16 protein-coding genes and 1 other annotated feature are annotated in these 17,319 nt (G+C 50.1%); all 16 genes read right to left on the bottom strand.

What is annotated here, in order from left to right; all coding sequences use genetic code 11:
* Positions 1-74: 74 nt before the first annotated feature.
* Positions 75-3,686, bottom strand: a complete 3,612-nt coding sequence (gene rpoC, locus NSU18_RS23075) for a DNA-directed RNA polymerase subunit beta' (RefSeq protein ID WP_341016377.1) — start codon at positions 3,684-3,686, stop codon at positions 75-77.
* A gap of 114 nt (positions 3,687-3,800) precedes the next feature.
* Positions 3,801-7,346 carry a DNA-directed RNA polymerase subunit beta gene (rpoB, locus tag NSU18_RS23070; protein WP_036721858.1) on the bottom strand — a complete coding sequence of 1,182 codons (3,546 nt, stop codon included), beginning with the start codon at positions 7,344-7,346 and terminating at the stop codon, positions 3,801-3,803.
* Positions 7,347-7,771: 425 nt separating this feature from the next.
* A complete protein-coding gene (locus NSU18_RS23065) occupies positions 7,772-8,368 on the bottom strand; it encodes a class I SAM-dependent methyltransferase (protein WP_341016376.1) in 597 nt (198 codons plus the stop codon).
* Between the two features lie 136 nt (positions 8,369-8,504).
* Positions 8,505-8,864: a 50S ribosomal protein L7/L12 gene (gene rplL / locus NSU18_RS23060; RefSeq protein WP_036721862.1), complete on the bottom strand. Its 360-nt coding sequence runs from the start codon at positions 8,862-8,864 to the stop codon at positions 8,505-8,507.
* 63 nt (positions 8,865-8,927) lie between these two features.
* The gene (gene rplJ / locus NSU18_RS23055; RefSeq protein WP_341016375.1) at positions 8,928-9,431 is read right to left on the bottom strand and encodes a 50S ribosomal protein L10; all 504 of its coding nucleotides are present in this window, start codon (positions 9,429-9,431) and stop codon (positions 8,928-8,930) included.
* Positions 9,432-9,495: 64 nt separating this feature from the next.
* Positions 9,496-9,649, bottom strand: a sequence feature (ribosomal protein L10 leader region).
* A 68-nt stretch (positions 9,650-9,717) separates the two neighbouring features.
* The gene (gene rplA, locus NSU18_RS23050; RefSeq protein ID WP_036692357.1) at positions 9,718-10,410 is read right to left on the bottom strand and encodes a 50S ribosomal protein L1; all 693 of its coding nucleotides are present in this window, start codon (positions 10,408-10,410) and stop codon (positions 9,718-9,720) included.
* 80 nt (positions 10,411-10,490) lie between these two features.
* Positions 10,491-10,916 (bottom strand): 50S ribosomal protein L11, encoded by a 426-nt coding sequence (gene rplK, locus NSU18_RS23045; protein ID WP_019908208.1) that lies wholly within the window; start codon positions 10,914-10,916, stop codon positions 10,491-10,493.
* A gap of 75 nt (positions 10,917-10,991) precedes the next feature.
* Positions 10,992-11,525, bottom strand: a complete 534-nt coding sequence (gene nusG / locus NSU18_RS23040) for a transcription termination/antitermination protein NusG (protein WP_020427084.1) — start codon at positions 11,523-11,525, stop codon at positions 10,992-10,994.
* A 21-nt stretch (positions 11,526-11,546) separates the two neighbouring features.
* Positions 11,547-11,738, bottom strand: a complete 192-nt coding sequence (gene secE / locus NSU18_RS23035) for a preprotein translocase subunit SecE (RefSeq protein ID WP_036692354.1) — start codon at positions 11,736-11,738, stop codon at positions 11,547-11,549.
* A gap of 21 nt (positions 11,739-11,759) precedes the next feature.
* Positions 11,760-11,909, bottom strand: a complete 150-nt coding sequence (gene rpmG / locus NSU18_RS23030; RefSeq protein WP_074086515.1) for a 50S ribosomal protein L33 — start codon at positions 11,907-11,909, stop codon at positions 11,760-11,762.
* Between the two features lie 362 nt (positions 11,910-12,271).
* Positions 12,272-12,916, bottom strand: coding sequence for an RNA polymerase sporulation sigma factor SigH (sigH, locus tag NSU18_RS23025; protein ID WP_341016374.1), 645 nt, complete (start codon positions 12,914-12,916; stop codon positions 12,272-12,274).
* A gap of 161 nt (positions 12,917-13,077) precedes the next feature.
* Entirely contained in the window at positions 13,078-13,599 is a 522-nt protein-coding gene (locus NSU18_RS23020; RefSeq protein ID WP_341150160.1) for an NYN domain-containing protein, read from the bottom strand.
* Positions 13,600-13,601: 2 nt separating this feature from the next.
* Positions 13,602-14,363 (bottom strand): 23S rRNA (guanosine(2251)-2'-O)-methyltransferase RlmB, encoded by a 762-nt coding sequence (gene rlmB / locus NSU18_RS23015; RefSeq protein ID WP_341150159.1) that lies wholly within the window; start codon positions 14,361-14,363, stop codon positions 13,602-13,604.
* Between the two features lie 24 nt (positions 14,364-14,387).
* Complete coding sequence (locus NSU18_RS23010) at positions 14,388-14,825, bottom strand: Mini-ribonuclease 3 (protein ID WP_341150158.1); 438 nt, start codon at positions 14,823-14,825, stop codon at positions 14,388-14,390.
* Positions 14,822-16,228: a cysteine--tRNA ligase gene (gene cysS / locus NSU18_RS23005; protein WP_341150157.1), complete on the bottom strand. Its 1,407-nt coding sequence runs from the start codon at positions 16,226-16,228 to the stop codon at positions 14,822-14,824. The genes NSU18_RS23010 and cysS overlap by 4 nt, the downstream gene beginning before the upstream one ends.
* 51 nt (positions 16,229-16,279) lie before the next feature.
* Positions 16,280-16,972, bottom strand: a complete 693-nt coding sequence (gene cysE, locus NSU18_RS23000) for a serine O-acetyltransferase (RefSeq protein WP_341150156.1) — start codon at positions 16,970-16,972, stop codon at positions 16,280-16,282.
* Positions 16,973-17,319 lie beyond the last annotated feature (347 nt).

Raw genomic sequence — 17,319 nt, 5'->3', positions numbered from 1 at the left:
TAATAATCACAGCAGACAGCCGCGTCACGCCAAAACACTGCGTGACGCTGATACTGCTTGCCATGAGTATTCAATTATTCAGCGGGTACCGGCTCTAAAGCTTCTTCACTGCTTTCAGCATTCGGGTCGCTCAACTTCACATTACGGTAACGATTCATGCCTGTACCTGCAGGAATCAGCTTACCGATGATTACATTCTCTTTCAGACCGAGCAGTTTATCCACTTTACCCTTAATAGCTGCATCTGTTAAGACGCGGGTAGTTTCCTGGAAGGATGCCGCAGACAGGAATGAATCAGTTTCCAGGGATGCCTTGGTGATCCCGAGCAGAACCGGTTTGGCGACTGCGGGTTCATTTCCGGAAAGAATAGCTTCCTTGTTGGCTGCTTCATATTCATGAATATCCGCAAATGCACCCGGCAGGAGACTGGTATCTCCGGCATCGATAATGCGGATTTTGCGCAGCATCTGCTTGATCATAACTTCAATGTGCTTATCATTGATTTCAACGCCCTGGTTACGATATACACGCTGTACTTCTTGCAGAATGTAGTTCTGTACCCCGCGGATCCCTTTGATACGCAGCATTTCTTTAGGGTCAATTGAACCGTCTGTCAATTCATCGCCGGCCTCAATCTCCTGGCCTTCGCTGACACGCAGACGGGAGCCGTAAGTGATGGAATACGTCTTGGACTCTGCTTCACCCTGGACCTCGATTTCGCGGCGGTCCTTGGTTTCACGGATTTCCTTAACTACCCCGTCAATCTCACTGATTGTAGCCTGACCTTTAGGGTTACGGGCTTCAAATAGCTCCTGGATACGCGGCAAACCTTGCGTGATATCGTCTCCGGCTACACCACCGGTATGGAATGTACGCATGGTAAGCTGTGTTCCCGGTTCACCGATGGATTGTGCGGCAATAATACCGACAGCTTCCCCGATTTCCACGAATTTACCTGTTGCCAGGTTACGTCCGTAGCACTTCTTGCAGACACCGTGACGGGCACGGCAGCTGAGTACAGAGCGGATCTGCAGCTTGGTAACACCAGCATTCACGATCTCTTCAGCCTTATCTGAATCAATCAGATCATTACGGTGAACGATGATTTCCTTCGTCTCCGGATGACGGACGGTCTCGAAGGAATAACGGCCTTCAATACGGTCGTAGAGATCCTCAATGACTTCTTTACCATCCTGAATCCGGCTAACCATGAAGCCTTTATCAGTACCGCAATCTTCTTCACGGACAATAACATCCTGCGCTACGTCAACCAGACGGCGTGTCAGGTACCCAGAATCCGCTGTACGCAGCGCTGTATCGGCCAGACCTTTACGCGCTCCGTGAGTGGAGATAAAGTACTCGAGGACGGTTAGGCCTTCACGGAAATTCGCTTTGATTGGCAATTCAAAGATTCGGCCCGAAGGTGTTGCCATCAGACCACGCATACCACCGAGCTGGGTGATCTGCGATTTGTTACCACGCGCCTTAGAATCGACCATGAGCATGATGGAGTTGAAGCGGTCCATCGATTTAAGCAATACGTTAGTCAAATCATCCTTGGTCTTCGACCAAATCTCGATAACGCGGTCATACCGCTCATCATTGGTAATCAGACCGCGGCGGTATTGATTCGCAACCACATCAACCTTAGCTTCGGATTCCTTAAGGATGGTAGCTTTTTCCTCAGGCACGATAACATCCGATACGGCAACCGTAACACCGGAACGTGTAGAGTACGTAAAGCCTAGTTGCTTAATTTTATCCAGAATCACTGAAGTCTTGGTAGTGTGATACGTCTCAAAGCAGCGGGCGATAATGAGGCCCAGATATTCTTTACCTACAGCACTGGCCTCCGGAGCAGCCATGATCAGTTCGCGGACATCCGCACCCTTTTCATAGATGAAGTACTTCTCAGGAGTTCCCTGCAGCAGGTTAGTTTTGGTAGCTTCGTTGATATACGGGAAGCTGCTTGGATAGATCTCGTTGAAGATAATCTTACCCACAGTTGTGATCAGCAGTGCATTCTGCTGCGCTTCTGTGAAGCTGGTTTTACCCAGAGCCTTAGCAGGGATGGCCACACGTGCATGCAGACCCGCCGTTCCGCGCTGATATGCAGAGACTGCTTCGTTCACATTGCGCAGAATCATTCCGGTACCCTTCTCTTCCTTGTTGTCCATGGTCAGGTAGAAGGTACCAAGGACCATATCCTGGGAAGGAGTAACGACAGGTTTGCCGTCTTTAGGGTTGAGAATGTTACCGGATGCCAGCATGAGAATACGTGCTTCAGCTTGAGCCTCAGCAGACAGAGGAACGTGTACCGCCATCTGGTCACCGTCAAAGTCGGCATTGTAAGCCGTACATACGAGCGGGTGAAGACGGATTGCGTGACCTTCTACCAGAATCGGTTCGAATGCCTGGATACCCAGTCTGTGCAGCGTAGGGGCACGGTTCAGCAGAACCGGATGCTCTCTGATTACCTCTTCAAGCACATCCCATACTTCAGGACTTACGCGCTCAACCTTGCGCTTCGCGCTCTTTATGTTGTGGGCAAGCCCTTTGTTAACCAGTTCTTTCATTACGAACGGTTTGAACAGCTCCAGTGCCATCTTCTTAGGAAGACCGCATTGGTACATCTTCAGGTAAGGTCCTACAACGATAACCGAACGGCCGGAATAGTCAACACGTTTACCGAGCAAGTTCTGGCGGAAACGCCCCTGTTTACCCTTAAGCATATGACTGAGCGATTTGAGCGGACGGTTACCTGGTCCTGTTACAGGACGGCCGCGGCGGCCGTTGTCAATCAGGGCATCTACAGCTTCCTGAAGCATCCGTTTCTCATTCTGAACGATAATGTCAGGTGCGCCGAGGTCCAGCAGTCTTTTCAGACGGTTGTTCCGGTTAATTACACGGCGGTACAAGTCATTAAGGTCAGACGTAGCAAAACGGCCGCCATCGAGCTGAACCATTGGACGAAGCTCCGGAGGGATAACCGGGAGAACATCCATGATCATCCAGTCAGGCTTGTTGCCGGAATTGCGGAAGGCCTCAATGACTTCCAGACGTTTAATCGCCCGGTTGCGGCGCTGTCCTTGAGCGGTACGCAGCTCTTCTTTGAGGAATTCCAGTTCTTTATCGATGTCGATATCCTGAAGCAGCTTTTTGACAGCTTCTGCACCCATGCCGGCCTGGAATCCGTAACCGTATTTCTCACGGTAGCTGCGGTATTCTTTCTCGGACAACAGTTGCTTCTTCTCCAGCGGAGTTTCCCCTGGATCAGTTACAACATAAGATGCAAAGTAGATAATCTCTTCGAGCGATCTAGGAGACATATCAAGCGCCAGACCCATACGGCTTGGAATACCTTTGAAATACCAGATATGAGATACAGGAGCAGCCAGTTCAATGTGGCCCATACGTTCGCGGCGGACTTTAGCGCGGGTAACTTCCACGCCGCAGCGGTCGCACACTACGCCCTTATAACGGACGCGTTTGTATTTACCACAGTGACATTCCCAGTCCTTTTGCGGTCCAAAAATACGTTCGCAAAAGAGACCCTCTTTTTCCGGTTTCAATGTACGATAGTTAATGGTTTCCGGTTTTTTAACTTCTCCGCGGGACCAAGAACGAATTTTTTCCGGGGAAGCGAGCCCGATTTTCATAAATTCAAAATTGTTAACGTCCAACAAGGAGCAACCCTCCTTAACCTATATCCTGATTTAGTACCACAGCCCTCTCTTGACGCTTAAGGTCAACAGAGGGCATGGTCCTTTGTGTAATGAAATTAGTGGCTTGCTGGTGAACTACTCTATGCCGACTTCTGCGCCTTCCAAGTTGAGGCTCAGCTTATCGCCTGACGTCTCGTCCTCATCGTCCAGTTCCTTCATCTCGATCTCCTGCTCGTCACCACTGAGGATTTTGACATCCATACCGAGCGACTGCAGTTCCTTGATCAATACCTTGAACGATTCCGGTACACCCGGTTCTGGAACATTTTCACCTTTGACAATGGATTCGTACGTTTTCACACGGCCGACCACATCATCGGATTTCACGGTCAAAATCTCTTGCAGTGTATACGCCGCGCCGTAAGCTTCAAGCGCCCACACTTCCATCTCCCCGAAACGCTGTCCGCCGAATTGAGCTTTACCGCCCAGTGGCTGTTGTGTAACGAGTGAGTAAGGACCTGTAGAACGGGCATGAATCTTATCGTCAACCATGTGCGCGAGCTTGATCATGTGCATGACACCGACAGTAACCTCACGCTCGAAGCGCTCACCTGTACGTCCGTCATACAGCACTGTCTTACCATTACGCTGCATACCGGCTTCTTCCATCGTATCGAACACGTCATACTCACGGGCTCCATCGAATACCGGAGTAGCCACGTGGATACCCAGACGCAGTGCAGCCATACCAATATGGACTTCAAGCACCTGTCCGATGTTCATACGGGAAGGAACGCCCAGCGGGTTCAGGACAACCTGTACCGGCGTACCGTCCGGAAGGAACGGCATATCTTCTTCTGGCAGGATACGGGCAACGACACCCTTGTTACCGTGACGTCCGGCCATCTTGTCACCTTCAGAAATCTTACGCTTCTGGGCGATGTAGACACGAACCAGTTGATTCACACCAGGAGGCAGCTCATCGCCGTTCTCGCGTGTGAATACTTTGACGTCAACGATAATACCATCACTACCATGCGGAACGCGCAGGGAGGTATCACGAACTTCACGGGCTTTCTCACCGAAGATCGCATGCAGCAGGCGTTCCTCAGCAGTCAGCTCAGTTACACCCTTCGGAGTAACCTTACCTACCAGAATATCACCGGCATTGATTTCCGCACCGATACGGATAATTCCGCGCTCATCCAAGTTGCGGAGCGCCTCTTCACCGACGTTAGGAATATCACGTGTGATCTCTTCAGGTCCGAGCTTCGTATCACGGGCTTCAGATTCGTATTCCTCGATATGAATCGAAGTGTATACATCTTCCTTCACCAGCTTCTCACTCAGCAGGATCGCATCCTCGTAGTTATAACCTTCCCAAGTCATGAACGCAACGACTACGTTGCGGCCAAGCGCAAGTTCGCCCATTTCTGTGGAAGGTCCATCAGCCAGGATGTCACCTTTTTTAACGATATCCCCGCGTTTCGCCAGTGGACGCTGGTTAATACAGGTACCCTGGTTCGAACGCATGAATTTGTGTAATTTATATTTAACGATATCGCCTTTGACTTCCTTGCCCTCAACTGCCTCCACACGGCGCAGCCAGATTTCATTGGCAGAGGAGCGTTCGATAATACCGTCATATTTGGAGACAATACATACGCCGGAGTCTTTAGCAGACTTATGTTCCATCCCTGTTCCTACAAGCGGAGCCTTAGGGATAAGAAGCGGAACGGCCTGACGCTGCATGTTCGATCCCATCAGTGCGCGGTTGGAGTCATCGTTCTCAAGGAACGGAATGAGCGCCGTCGCGACGGATACAACCTGTTTTGGCGAAACGTCCATGTAGTCTACACGATTGCTAGGCATGGTAGTGATGTTGTCTGAATCCTTGTTGTAACGAACGATAACCTGGTCTTCCTTGAAGGAGCCGTCCTCATCGATCAGTACATTCGCCTGTGCAACTACATAGTTATCTTCTTCATCGGCAGTCAGATAATCGATTTGCTCAGTTACCTTACCTGTCTTCGGATCTACCCAACGATACGGGGCTTCGATAAAGCCGTATTCATTGATGCGGGCGAAGGTGGACAAGGAGTTGATCAGACCGATATTCGGACCTTCCGGAGTCTCGATAGGACACATACGGCCATAGTGACTGTGATGGACGTCGCGGACTTCAAAGCCTGCGCGTTCACGAGTCAGACCGCCGGGTCCGAGTGCAGACAGACGGCGCTTATGCGTAAGCTCGGCAAGCGGATTCGTCTGGTCCATGAACTGGGACAGCTGCGAGCTGCCGAAGAACTCTTTGATAGACGCGATCACTGGACGGATATTGATCAGTGCCTGCGGTGTAATCGCATTGGCATCCTGAATCGACATTCTCTCGCGGACCACGCGTTCCATACGGGACAGACCGATACGGAACTGATTCTGCAGAAGCTCACCTACAGAACGCAGACGTCGGTTACCCAAATGGTCAATATCATCCGTGTTGCCGATACCATGCAGCAAATTAATAAAGTAGCTGATTGAGGATATAATATCAGCCTGAGTAATATGCTTAACTGATTTATCAATGTTGCCATTGGCAATCAGTTTGATGATACGACCTTCTTCGATTGGCGAGAATACGTCAATGGTCTGAAGCGGAATATCTTCACTGTCCATTACACCACCGGTTACACGGTAGTTTTTGGCAGCCATACTTTTCTCGAAATAAGGAATCAACTCATCAAGCAGGCGGCGGTCCACCATTTGGCCGGATTCTGCCAGAATTTCTCCGGTAGACTCATCAACCAAAGGCTGTGCCAAACGCTGATTGAACAGACGATTCTTAATATGCAGCTTTTTATTGATTTTGTAACGGCCTACATTGGCCAAATCATAACGTTTCGGGTCAAAGAAACGTGCGACGAGCAAGCTCTTGGCATTATCAAGTGTAGGTGGTTCGCCCGGACGCAGACGCTCGTAGATTTCAATAAGCGCCTTCTCCGTGGAATCCGTGTTGTCTTTATCCAGCGTGTTGCGAATATATTCATCATTGCCAAGCAGTTCCAGAATTTCAGCATCACTGCCGAAGCCCAGAGCACGCAAGAGGACTGTTACCGGGATCTTACGAGTCCGGTCGATACGGACATACATGATGTCCTTAGCGTCGGTCTCAAGCTCCAGCCAGGCTCCGCGATTCGGAATTACTGTGGCGGTGTAAGTTTTTTTGCCGTTCTTATCCACTTTTGTGCTGAAATAGACGCTTGGAGAGCGAACCAACTGGCTGACAATAACCCGTTCCGCACCATTGATAATAAAAGTGCCGGTTTCCGTCATCAGAGGGAAATCTCCCATGAACACTTCCTGCTCTTTTACCTCACCGGTCTCCTTATTGATGAGACGCACCTTCACACGCAGAGGAGCTGCATATGTTACGTCCCGCTCTTTAGCGTCGTCAACCGTGTACTTCGGTTCACCCAGGCTGTAATCAATGAACTCTAGCACCAAATTCCCCGTGAAATCCTGGATCGGCGAGATGTCCTGGAACATTTCCCGCAATCCTTCCTCCAAAAACCAATCATAAGATTTTTGTTGGATCTCGATCAGGTTCGGGACCTCGAGTACCTCGTTAATTCTCGCATAGCTCCGCCGAGTGCGTCGACCATACTGAACAAGATGTCCTGCCAACTTTACTCACCCCTCATGTCTACTCACTTAAAAATTGATTGCGAACCCTTGTTTGGACCCGTATAATGGAACCATATCACAAGGATTCAGCCATAAATACAGAAAAGCCCCTTATCGAAATCTTTCGAAAAAAGAGCACATCTATCCACGGCCAAAATACTCCTTATCCAGTAGATTTGCCCAAAACGTGCGTATTATACGTCACCAGGCTACAGTTCATGCGCTATTATCTATTGCCCCGGCGACCTTCGCCGTGACAGGAACATAGAGAACGGAATTCGCAAAAACCTGCCGTGCGGCATGCGCTTACCGGGCGACAATATATCACTTGACATTTCAGCAAACTAAAGACATGGAGCCTAGCTTAATACTGACATTTTATAATAATACCACTACGGACATCGCATGTCAATGAGTATTATTATTTATTTCTGAGCTTTTAAGATTCTATAGCCCTTGTCTTTCCCCACTTCTTCTACCACCGGAAACATACTCTCCAGCTTGGCAACCGCCGACGGCGCACCCTGCTTCTTCTGAATGACAACCCACAGACAACCGCCCTCATTCAAATGCTCATACGCCTGTTCAAAAATCGCATGCACTACGGCCTTGCCGGCGCGAATCGGCGGGTTGGTTAGAATCACATCGAAGGTCTGCCCCTCTACTGCCGATAGCACATCACTTTCCATCACCGTAACATTGCGGATTCCATTATGCTGCGCATTCTCGCGGGCAAGCTCTACCGCACGGCTGTTGATATCAATCATCGTCACATGTCCCTTGGAAGCGAGATGCGCCGCACTTATCCCTATAGGCCCGTAACCACAGCCCACGTCCAGTACCTTCGCATCCTCCGGAATCTCCATCGCCCCAATCAGAACACGGCTGCCATGATCAATATCTCCTTTAGAAAAAACACCGGCGTCGCTGGTAAAGCGGAGGCGTTTGCCTCTCAGCTCCGTATCGATGCTCCGTCTATCATGACGCGCTTCCGGCTGCTGCGAGTAATAATGCTGCGACATACCATCCTCCCTTTCACATTGAACTACGTATACCTGCAAGGCTCCCTTATAGAGCAACCCCCTTGAACAAGTTCAAGGGGGTTGCGGGAACCGGAGAGAATGACTTCTGCTCCGGGGCAGTACCTAGTGAATCAACTTATTTTACTTCTACAGCTGCGCCTGCTTCTTCCAATTTTGCTTTGGTAGCTTCGGCTTCTTCTTTGCTTACTTTTTCTTTGATTGCTTTTGGAGCGTTATCTACAACTTCTTTAGCTTCTTTCAAGCCAAGACCTGTGATTTCGCGAACGATTTTGATAACGTTGATTTTGGAAGCGCCAGCGCTTGTCAAAATTACGTCGAATTCGGACTGTTCAGCTTCAACAGCTGCTACAGCGCCGCCAGCTGCTACTGGAGCTGCTGCAGTTACGCCGAATTCTTCTTCGATTGCTTTTACCAGGTCGTTCAGTTCCAGTACGCTCATGCCTTTAATTTCTTCTAAGATTGTTTCTTTGCTCATGATTGAACCTCCATTATATTTGAATTGGTTTGTGGTCTTGATTATGAAACCAGAAGCAAAGGCTTACGCGCTTTGTTCTTCTTTCTCAGCAACAGCTTTAACTGCAAGCGCGAAGTTGCGCATTGGAGCTTGAAGCACGCTAAGCAGCATGGACAGCAAACCATCGCGGGATGGCAGTTCAGCCAGTGCTTTCAGTTGGTCCACATCGATAACTTTACCTTCTACAACGCCGCCTTTCAGTTTCAAAGCGTCGTTCTTCTTAGCGAAGTCATTTAGAATCTTAGCTGCTACTACCGCATCAGTCTCACTGAAAGCGATCGCTGTAGGACCCGTCAGGACAGCGTCCAGATCAGTCAGCTCAGCTGCCGCAGTTGCACGGCGAAGCAATGTGTTCTTCAGGACCTGGAACTCAACGCCAGCTTCACGAAGCTGCTTACGCAGTTCGGTCACTTGCGATACGTTCAGACCGCGGTAGTCTGCAACAACAGTAGAGACACTGTTTTGCAGTTTGCTGGTAACAACATCAACCGCATCCTGTTTTGCTTGGATTACTTTTGCATTTGCCAATTGTATACACCTCCTGAAAATTTATGTCACGGCGATTCTTCCGGAGAAACCGCGCCGTTCCTACGCAGGCATTAGAAAAGCCTCCGCAGATTCACGAAGGCTTGATAAAACGGAAAGTTAATCAGGCGAGCCTGGCACTTTTTGTTTCTATCACAACACCTCGGTAGGAAATTAAGCCCTACGGCACCTACTGTCTACGGTAAGCATATTCACATTTAAGATTGATCACCTTAATGTTCACAACTGTTATAGATTATCAAAGATTACTCTAGGAGTCAACCTTTAATTATCTGAAAGCAGCTGCGTTTACACGAGCGCTAGGTCCCATTGTGGACGAAATAGCGATGCCTTTAAGGTATACACCCTTGGCAGCAGCCGGTTTCGCACGGTTCAGAGCGTCCATAAGAGCTTTAAGGTTCTCGTTCAATTGTTCAGCGTTGAAAGACACTTTGCCGATTGGCGCATGAATTTGGCCCGCTTTGTCAAGACGGTATTCGATCTTACCGGCTTTGATTTCTTGAACAGCCTTGGTAACGTCGAAAGTAACTGTACCTGCTTTAGGGTTAGGCATGAGACCTTTACCACCGAGCAGACGACCCAGTTTACCGACTTCACTCATCATGTCAGGTGTAGCTACGCAGACGTCGAATTCGAACCAGCCCTGTTGAATCTTGTTGATCATGTCAGCATCACCAACAAAATCAGCGCCAGCAGCTTCCGCTTCCTTCGCTTTTTCACCTTTTGCAAATACAAGCACGCGTTGTGTTTTGCCTGTGCCGTGAGGCAGGACAACAACACCACGAACTGCCTGGTCTTGTTTACGCGGGTCTACACCCAGACGAACTGCTGCTTCAACGGTTTCGTCGAATTTGGCAGTTGCCGCCTTTTTCACAAGCTCTACAGCTTCTGAAGGCTCGTAAGTCGCTTCGCTGTTGATCAGCTTCGCGGATTCTTGGTACTTCTTACCATGTTTAGCCATGAAATGTTCCTCCTTTGTGGTATTAGCGGAAATTCCTCCCACATATTGCGGTCATGAATGACCGGTTCATCGAATACTTATTAGTCTTCGATTGTGATTCCCATACTGCGGGCAGTACCTTCAACCATACGCATTGCAGCTTCAACAGATGCAGCGTTCAGATCGGGCATTTTGGTTTCAGCGATTTCACGAACCGCTGCGCGGCCCAGCTTCGCTACTTTTTTCTTGTTTGGTTCGCCGGAGCCTTTTTCTACTTTTGCAGCGATGCGAAGCAGAACAGCAGCCGGAGGAGTTTTGGTGATGAAGGTAAACGAACGGTCTTCAAATACTGTAATTTCAACCGGGATGATCAGGCCAGCCTGGTCGGCAGTACGAGCGTTGAATTCCTTACAGAATGCCATGATGTTGACACCCGCTTGACCTAACGCCGGACCTACTGGAGGCGCTGGATTCGCTTTCCCTGCAGGAATCTGCAGTTTCACCATTTTAATAACTTTTTTAGCCATGAGTGACACCTCCTTGCGTAAATAGTGGTATTCGAATGCTAAACAGCATTCTCCCACAAGAAACCCTTGTGCTTGTTATATCTTCTCCACTTGAGTGAAATCCAACTCCAGCGGGGTTTCCCGTCCAAACATGTTGACATGTACCTTAATCTTGCTTTTGTCTGCCAAAATCTCTTCCACGGAGCCCACAAAATTCGCAAATGGACCGACCATAATACGTACGGATTCCTTAATTTCGAAATCAATCTTCGCTTTAGGTTCAACCATGCCCATATGCTTCAGAATCTGTTCAACCTCTTCGGGTAGCAGAGCGGTAGGCTTAGAGCCCGAACCAGTTGAACCGACAAATCCGGTAACGCCCGGCGTATTGCGGACAACATACCATGAATCATCAGTCTGAACCATTTCGACCAAAACGTAACCAGGGTAAACTTTGCGCATGACAGTTTTTTTCTTGCCATCCTTGTTTACCAGTTCTTCTTCCATAGGAACAAGAACGCGGAATATTTTGTCTTCCATGCCCATGGACTCAACGCGTTTTTCCAAATTGGCCTTGACCTTATTCTCATACCCGGAATAGGTATGAACAACGTACCATCTTTTTTCCATATCAAGCCACCTGGGACCTCTCTAAATAATCGCTTCAATCACAGCGGAAATACCGATGTCCAGAACCCAGAAGTAAAGAGAAATAACTACAATTGTACCGAGAACGATCAATGTATAGTTCTTCAGTTCTTTACGGCTAGGCCAGCGAACCTTTTTGAGTTCACTCCAGCTCTCAGTGAAAAAGGAAAACAAAGACTTGAAACTACGTTTCACGCCGACTACACCTCCAAAAGACTATCTGGTTTCGCGATGAGGAGTTTGCTCGTTACAGAACTTGCAAAATTTCTTCATCTCCAAGCGGTCGGGGTGATTTCGCTTGTTTTTGGTTGTTGCATAGTTTCTTTGTTTGCAACTTGTACAAGCCAAAGTGATAATTACCCGCATGATGTGCACCTCCCGAAGACGTACTTCTAATCATAAAATTAGAAGACGTAGATATTGATTCAAAAAAAAGCCGCGAATTTAGGCCTACCTAAAACACTTTAGCATAATATCAATGTCTGTGTCAACGAAAGTTTCCCCCATCGCACTGGGTAATTCCGGGTGCTGTAGCCTTATGCCATAAGTCATCTTTGATCCTGCTTTTTCATTTACCGCTAGCTGTCTTCCATACTCATTATGCTGCAATTCGCTTGTGTATAAACCTGCCATCCACCAACGCTTAACCCGTTGCAAATTCGCCGTATCCAAATCTAGCGGACACTAAAAAAAGACTCGAGTCCCGAGCCTTCCTAGTCATTATATCATTAATTGTCACGCACTTCCAGATATCTTTCCAATTTGCGTTTCACTCGCTGCAAAGCATTGTCAATGGACTTCACATGCCGCTTCAAATCCTCGGCAATCTCCTGATAGGACCTTCCGTCCAGATAGAGCATCAGAACCTTACGTTCCAAGTCACTCAGAATTTCAGCCATCTTATCTTCCAGTCCGATGAACTCCTCCTGGTTGATAATCAGCTCTTCCGGGTCCAGCACCTGACTTCCGCATATCACATCCATCAATGTCCGGTCGGAGTCCTCATCATAGATGGGCTTGTCTAACGAGACGTATGAATTAAGCGGAATATGCTTCTGGCGGGTAGCGGTCTTAATGGCGGTAATAATCTGACGGGTAATGCACAGCTCGGCAAAGGCCTTGAACGATGACAGCTTGTCACCCTTAAAGTCACGGATGGCCTTGTATAAGCCAATCATGCCTTCCTGCACAATATCTTCACGATCTGCCCCGATCAAAAAATAGGAACGGGCCTTGGCACGCACAAAATTACGGTACTTGTTAATTAAATGCTCCAATGCGCCACTGTCGCCACTACGGAAGATCTCGACAATTTCTTCATCACTTATGAAATCATACTCGGACAGCATTAATTCCTTGAGGTCGACACTCACCAAGAATCCCCCCGGCTGCAACGCAAGACACATCGTTACTTCTCGAAATATAGGAACAGTATATATTATGTTACCTTACACCGTCAACCGGATTTGTCCAAAAACAATCTTCAATAACATATTATGTCATTTCCTTGCGAGGGGCAACTGCTATTCCCGTCCTATTGTCTGCGCCAGTCCTCCAGCCGTTTACGTGTCTCCGGCGGCAGCTTGTCTTCCAGCGAGTGACGGGTCCCGCTCACGCTTCCCGGCTCAATGGCCTTCTTCACCTGCTTCTGGCTCTCCTCAATCTCAAGCCTCAGTTCCCTGGCCGAAATCCGGAGTGCGCCCTGGGCAAAAACGACATGCTGCTCCACAAAGTCGCTGGTAGCTACCGAGATCTGTCTGCGGCGGTGCGTGAATTCCCCAACCAGCCGTTCAATGCATTCATCTGCCGTTTCCTTCTCCTTGGTGAAGAAGACCTGGATCTTGCCTTGTACGAACGACCGCCCCAGTCCCGGCACACGGTAAGCATCGAATACAGCAATGACGCGCAGCCCGGAGAATGCCTGATAATCGGCCAGCATATCAAGCAGCCGGTCGCGTGCCCCCTGCATACCGGTCTCGGACAATGCCGCAAGCTCCGGCCAGCCGCCGATCATGTTGTATCCGTCCACGAGCAGGATATCGCGCCAGTCTGCCATAGTTATCCCTGTTCTTGGCGGCGGCGGAGTACCTCGTACATGATTACACCCGCTGCCACCGAAGCATTCAGAGAGTTGATTTTCCCGGCCATCGGCAGCTTAAGCAGCACATCGCATTTCTCACGGATCAGGCGGCCCATCCCTTTATTCTCATTGCCGATCACCACGGCTACCGGTCCGGTAACAATATCCGATCCGAACAGATTCTGATCGGTATCCACATCCGTGCCGACTACCCAGACTCCCAGCTCCTTCAGCCGGTCAATGGTCTGTCCAAGATTCGTTACGCGGGCCACGGGCACATATTCGACTGCACCAGCCGAGGTCTTGGATACGGTGGCTGTAATCTGCGCGGAGCGGCGCTTCGGCACGATGACTCCGTGCACCCCTGTGCAGTCAGCCGTACGCAGGATAGACCCGAGGTTATGCGGATCTTCAATTTCGTCCAGCAGGAGCAGAAACGGCGGTTCTCCCTTGGCTTCAGCTATGGCCAGAATATCAGCAACCTCCGTGTAGGCAAAAGGCGCCGCTTGCGCCACCACTCCCTGATGCTGAACGCCCGGTGCGAGCTGATCCAGCTTGCGCTTGTCCACATGCTGAATGACAATGCCCGCCTTGCGCGCTTCCGCAACGATAGGTGCGGTCAGATGCTTTTGCGCAGTCTCGGCGATCCAGACTTTGTTGAGTGTCCGTCCCGCTCTAAGGGCTTCGAGCACCGAATGCTTGCCTGCCAGAATTTCCTCTTCAGTTCTCAATTCTTCCATTGTTTTATCTCCTGTTCTATATACTCACTTGGGGCGGTGCATCATATATTCGATACTGCTGTGAACAAGCTCCTGGATTCTCGCCTGCTGTCCTGTGTAATATAAATAGCCGATCAGGCATTCAAAAGCGGTGGCGTGGCGGTATTCCAGCACATCCGCATTTTTGGGAATGCTGCCGGATTTGGCGTTGCGTCCCCGCCGTACCACATCCTTCTCCTCCCCGGTGAGCACCGGGTCCAGAAAAGCAAGAATGGTGCTCTGCGCTTTGGCGGAGACAAGCCCGGTCGCTGACCGGTGCAGATGCTGGGGGCGCAGATTAGGCAGCGAGATCAGATACTGCCGGACTGCAACTTCGTAGATGGCATCCCCAGCATACGCAAGCACGACAGGCGGCAGCAAATGGGCCGGCTTGGAGGGTTCATACGGAAACCAGGCGCGGTTCAGATCAAACAGCCCGTTCATTTACGCCGCCACCGCATTCCCTGTGGAGTGTCTTCCAGCAGAATCCCGAGCGCGTTCAGTTCATCGCGGATTTCATCCGACCGGCTCCAGTTCTTGTTCTTGCGCGCTTCCGCACGCTCCGCAATCAGACGTTCCACCTCTTCGCTTGCCACTTCTTCCTCAGCCTCTACCGTTAAGCGAAGTACAGCATTCATCTCGGCAAAAGCCTTCAGCAATGCGGAGAAGTCAGCCGGATTCGCCTCAGGATCAGCAAGCGTAAGGTTCGCCAGGCTCACCCAGTCGAACACCGCCGTAATGGCATCCGGTGTATTAAAATCATCCTGCATCCGGGCGTGAAAATTGCTAAGGATAGCGGTCAGCCGCTCCGTAACCTGCAGACTGGCCTCCCCTTCTGCCCCCTCCGCCGCCAGCTCAAGGCGGTGCTTCACATTGCCTTCTGCCAGAGCGATCCGCTCTACGCTTTTCTCAGCAGACAGCAGTGCTTCCTCGGTGAAGTTCAGCGGATTGCGGTAATGGCTGGATAACATGAAGTAACGGATAGCCCCCTGCTTGAAGCGCGCACGGATATCCTTCACGAGCAGACCATTCCCGAGCGATTTTGACATTTTCTCATCGCCGATATTCAGAAAAGCATTATGCATCCAGTAATTCGACAGCGGTTCACCCGTCAGCGCTTCAGTCTGGGCACATTCGCATTCATGATGCGGGAATTTCAGATCCTCTCCGCCGCCGTGAATGTCGATCGTCGTTCCCAAATATTCGCGCACCATCGCCGAGCATTCAATATGCCAGCCGGGACGGCCCTCTCCCCATGGACTGGACCAGTGTACTTCGCCCGGCTTAGCTGCCTTCCAGAGTACAAAATCCTCCTGGTTCTCCTTGCGTGAATCTACCTCGACACGGATACCGAAGCGCAGCTCCTCCAGATTCTGGCGGGACAGCTTGCCGTAATTGGCAAATTTGCCGGTACGGTAATACACGTCTCCACCGTTCTCATACGCGTAGCCTTTATCTTCAAGCTCCTTAATGAACTCGATAATCGTATCCATGCTCTCCGTAACGCGCGGATTCATCGTCGCCGGCTTCACGCCCAGCCCCGCCAAATCCTCCTGGTAGGCGGCAATGAACATTTCGGCAACCTCGGCTACGGTAATGTTCAGCTCCTCCGCCTTGCGGATCATTTTATCATCCACATCGGTGAAGTTTGTCAGATAGCGGACCTCATTCCCAAGCGCCTCCAGGTAGTTGCGCACCATGTCAAAAACGATGACCGGTCTTGCATTCCCGATATGCATATAGCCGTAGACCGTGGGTCCGCAGACGTACATCTTCACCTTATCCGGCTCCTGCGGTACAAATTCTTCCTTCGTGCGCGTCATTGTGTTGTAAATATGCAAAGCCATTCTTGTCCCAACCCTTTCTATAGTCCCCGGATTCCTGAAATGCCGGTGCTTTTAAATTTCGTAATCACCGATATATTGCTGGCTTTCGAGCCGCCGCTGTTCCTTCTTCTGCTTATCTTCAGCACCCATCTGTTCTCTTAGCTCCTCGATTTCCTTCTGCAGGAACTTGAGGGAATCAATCAGCGGGTCTGGCATCTTGGTATGATCCAGCCGGTCGGATACACGTTCCCCGTTACGCTTGACCACACGCCCGGGATTGCCGACTACTGTACTGTTGTTAGGCACTTCACGCAGCACAACTGCGTTAGAGCCGATGTTAGAATTATCGCCGATCCGGAAGGAACCCAGTACTTTGGCACCAGAGCCGATGACTACATTGTTGCCGACGGTAGGGTGGCGCTTGCCCTTCTCTTTACCGGTTCCCCCAAGTGTAACGCCCTGATAGATAATGACATCATCGCCAATCTCACAGGTCTCACCAATGACAATACCCATTCCGTGGTCAATAAACAACCGACTGCCGATGACCGCGCCCGGATGAATCTCCACTCCCGTCATGAACCGGCTGATCTGCGAGACTATGCGTGCCAGGGTAAACCAGCGGCGTTTGTAAAAAGAGTGGGCCGTCCGGTGTGCCCATATCGCGTGAAGCCCGGCGTAAGTGAAGACGACCTCGAACCTGCTGCGGGCGGCGGGATCATTGTCGAATACTGCCCGTATGTCCGACTTGATATGCTTAAACATCACGGTTCCCCTCTTCTTTGAGATGCATTCTTATATTTCAACAAAAAACGCCCCTGCAGCATGATAGCTGCAGAGACGTTTAACCGCGGTCCCACTCTGCTTGAACATTCGAATACGTGAGAGCTGTTAAACTTCGCAGCCCCTATACCCGGTGTTCCTCTTGGTGTCTGTAACGGCGACAGCCCGGCACAATCTACAGCCCCGCACAGGGACGTTCAACCATGCAGCTCACAGGTGCATCTTCAGCGGCAGACAAATGAATAACTCCCAGCCTGCAAGGGCGTTCACCCTTAAGCGGTTATTCTCTCTGGTAATTGTCCGGATACGCCTACTTTTCCTGATCCCAG

This window comes from Paenibacillus sp. FSL H8-0048 (assembly GCF_038002825.1).
Classification (GTDB): domain Bacteria; phylum Bacillota; class Bacilli; order Paenibacillales; family Paenibacillaceae; genus Paenibacillus_AQ.
Note: the sequence above shows the minus strand (reverse complement) of the source record. Positions and strands in the feature narration are given on the sequence as shown.